We start from the raw sequence: 2,344 nt of genomic DNA on the forward strand, positions 1-2,344 counted from the left end.
CGGCCTGCTCGCCACGATACCCGTGCTAAGGCGCGTGCCGCACCTGCTGGAGTAGCGCGTTGAGGTCCTCCGTCTCCAATCCCCTCTTTTCAAGATAATCGTTCCACCTCTCCGCGTACTCGAGGAATGTCTCCTCCCCCGTTCTGGCGTAGAGCCACAGGAGGAGCTTTACGTGCAGCCTGTGGTAGTCTTCCCTGGCAGGGGGGCCGTTGACGGAGTAGAGGCTCCAGTCTCCGGTGTCGCAGTCGGGGAGGGCCCTCTTGACGCTCTTGACCCCCTCGTTGAAGAGTTCGAGCGCCCTCTCGTCTCCGGTGAATCGGTAGTAGAGCCACAGGCCCTTCATAGTTATTATGTGGCCGTTCAGAACCAGGAAGTCCGGCCGGTAGGGGTATTCAAGGAACCAGATGCCGTATTCGGTGTTCTCCACGAAGCCTCCCCTTTCGAGGGGCAGGTAGAACGAGTTGAAGAGCAGCTTTGGGGCGTTGAGGTATGTCACATTTCCCGTCTCGTTGTAGAGCCATGCGTAGAGGCCCGCGAGCATGCCTTGGGAGAAGGACGACGTCCAGGGGACGGGGGAGCCTTCGGGAGGGGGGAAGTAGGCCCAGAAAACGCCGGCTTTGCCCTTGGAAGTGTTGATGGTTTCCATGAGGGGCAGCATCTCGTCGAGGAGCGCCTTTGCATCCTCAATCTGTCCCGTTTTCAGGTAGTGGTACGCCCAGTTCGAGGCTGTGACAGGATAGTACTGGAAACCCCTGCCCTCGTAGTACACGAAGGGCAGTCTGGAGGTGAAGTTCGGGCACTCCACGTAGGGGATGCTTTCCACGGGCCTCTCCTGGGAGAATGAGACAGCGTAGTAGCTCCTCTCTGGAGGGATGTTGCGCGAGAAGTAGCAGTTGTTTGCCCTGAGGGTTATTTCCAGAATTTCCAGCTCCGCCCGCGTCAGGGGCCTTTTCCCGGCTATTCGGGCGAACACCCTGACGGTGTAGCCCGCACCCGGGTAGAACCGCGAGATGATCTCGTTCTTCTCGAGCTCGTCCGCCAGCTCAGGGTACCTCGACGCGAGAAAACTGTAATCGCTCCCGTTTTGCTCCAGCGGGGTTTTCCTGTTGGGGAATATCCCGGTTTCCGTCCCGTTAATGGAGGGTTCTTTCGGAGGGGACGTCTTCGGGGTGGTCGTGCTCTCCCTGTTGATGGCCCCAAGGCAGCCCGCGGTCAGGAGGATGAAAATGACGATGATTGACACGACAGCCCTTTTCATGGAACCCACAGTAATAACTATGAAAGAGAATTAAAAAGCCTTTTGCACCGTCGAAAAATTCACATCAGAGGTTGCCGAGTATCTCGTCCCCCTCGATCGTCCTCTCGCAGTAGTGGCAGCGGAGCTTGAGTGGTTCTCTCCTCTCGACCCTAAACTTCGGAGTAACGTGCTCGTGGTTGCTGACGCAGCTTGGATTGGGACACTTCAGGATGCCGGCTATCTCATCGGGAATCTCCACTTTGAACTTTTCAACGATTTTGTAGTCCTTCACGATGTTGACGGTAGCCAAGGGCGCTATCAGCGCTATCTTGTTCACCTCTTCCTCGCTGAGGTAGCGACCCTCGACCTTGACGATGTCCTTCCTTCCAAGCTTTTTGCTCGGAACGTTGGAGGCTATAAGCAGGGTTCCGCCGTTGGGTTTTGTTAATCCGAGAATCCCTATCACCTTCAGCCACTTTCCTGCTGGAATGTGATCTATAACCGTCCCCTCGGGGATGACCTCAACTTTCAGCTCGGGCATTCAAACCCCCTCCAGAACACCGAGTGTCAGTCCGAGAAGGGCCATCCTTACCGGAACGCCTGAGAAGACCTGCCTGAAGTAGAGCGCGTGTTTGCTCTTATCCACCTCCGGATGAATCTCGTCAACCCTCGGGAGCGGATGCATTACCCTGAGACTTTCCTTGGCGTTCTTAAGGACGGAGAGGTTCACCTGGTAGCTTCCCTTCACCTTGAGATACTCCTCCTCGTCTGGAAACCTCTCGCGCTGGATTCTCGTCACGTAGAGTACGTCCAATTCGGGGATTACGCCCTCCAGGTCGGTGGTCTCGTGCACCTCAAGGCCCTTCTCACGGAGCTCCTCAACGATATGCCTCGGCATTCTCAAAAGCTCGGGGGAAATCAGGTAGAGCTCAACGTCGTAGAAAGCTAGAGCCTCCGCCAGACTGTGGACGGTTCTGCCGTACTTCAAATCGCCGAGCAGACCGATTGTTAAGCCGTCAATCTTCCCGAAAGTTCTCTTTATCGTGTAGAGGTCCAGCAAAGTCTGGGTCGGGTGCTGATTACTTCCATCGCCGGCGTTGATGACCG

The 2,344-nt window shown here is 56.2% G+C and carries 3 protein-coding genes; all 3 read right to left on the reverse strand.

The genetic code is table 11. The features are described from left to right. Nucleotides 1-25 precede the first annotated feature (25 nt). A complete protein-coding gene (locus MV985_RS05720) occupies nucleotides 26-1,258 on the reverse strand; it encodes a D-glucuronyl C5-epimerase family protein (RefSeq protein ID WP_297464233.1) in 1,233 nt (410 codons plus the stop codon). A gap of 64 nt (nucleotides 1,259-1,322) precedes the next feature. Next, nucleotides 1,323-1,778 carry an aspartate carbamoyltransferase regulatory subunit gene (gene pyrI, locus MV985_RS05725; RefSeq protein WP_297464229.1) on the reverse strand — a complete coding sequence of 152 codons (456 nt, stop codon included), beginning with the start codon at nucleotides 1,776-1,778 and terminating at the stop codon, nucleotides 1,323-1,325. Continuing rightward, the coding region (gene pyrB, locus MV985_RS05730; protein ID WP_297464231.1) for an aspartate carbamoyltransferase at nucleotides 1,779-2,344 on the reverse strand (566 nt) is incomplete at its 5' end.

This window comes from Thermococcus sp. (genome assembly GCF_027012695.1).
GTDB lineage: Archaea > Methanobacteriota_B > Thermococci > Thermococcales > Thermococcaceae > Thermococcus.

What these genes read in the sequence shown, in the direction of transcription:
- MV985_RS05720 (WP_297464233.1), bottom strand. Translation starts at nt 1,258, where the DNA reads ATGAAAAGGGCTGTCGTGTCAATCATCGTCATTTTCATCCTCCTGACC.
- pyrI (WP_297464229.1), bottom strand. Translation starts at nt 1,778, where the DNA reads ATGCCCGAGCTGAAAGTTGAGGTCATCCCCGAGGGGACGGTTATAGAT.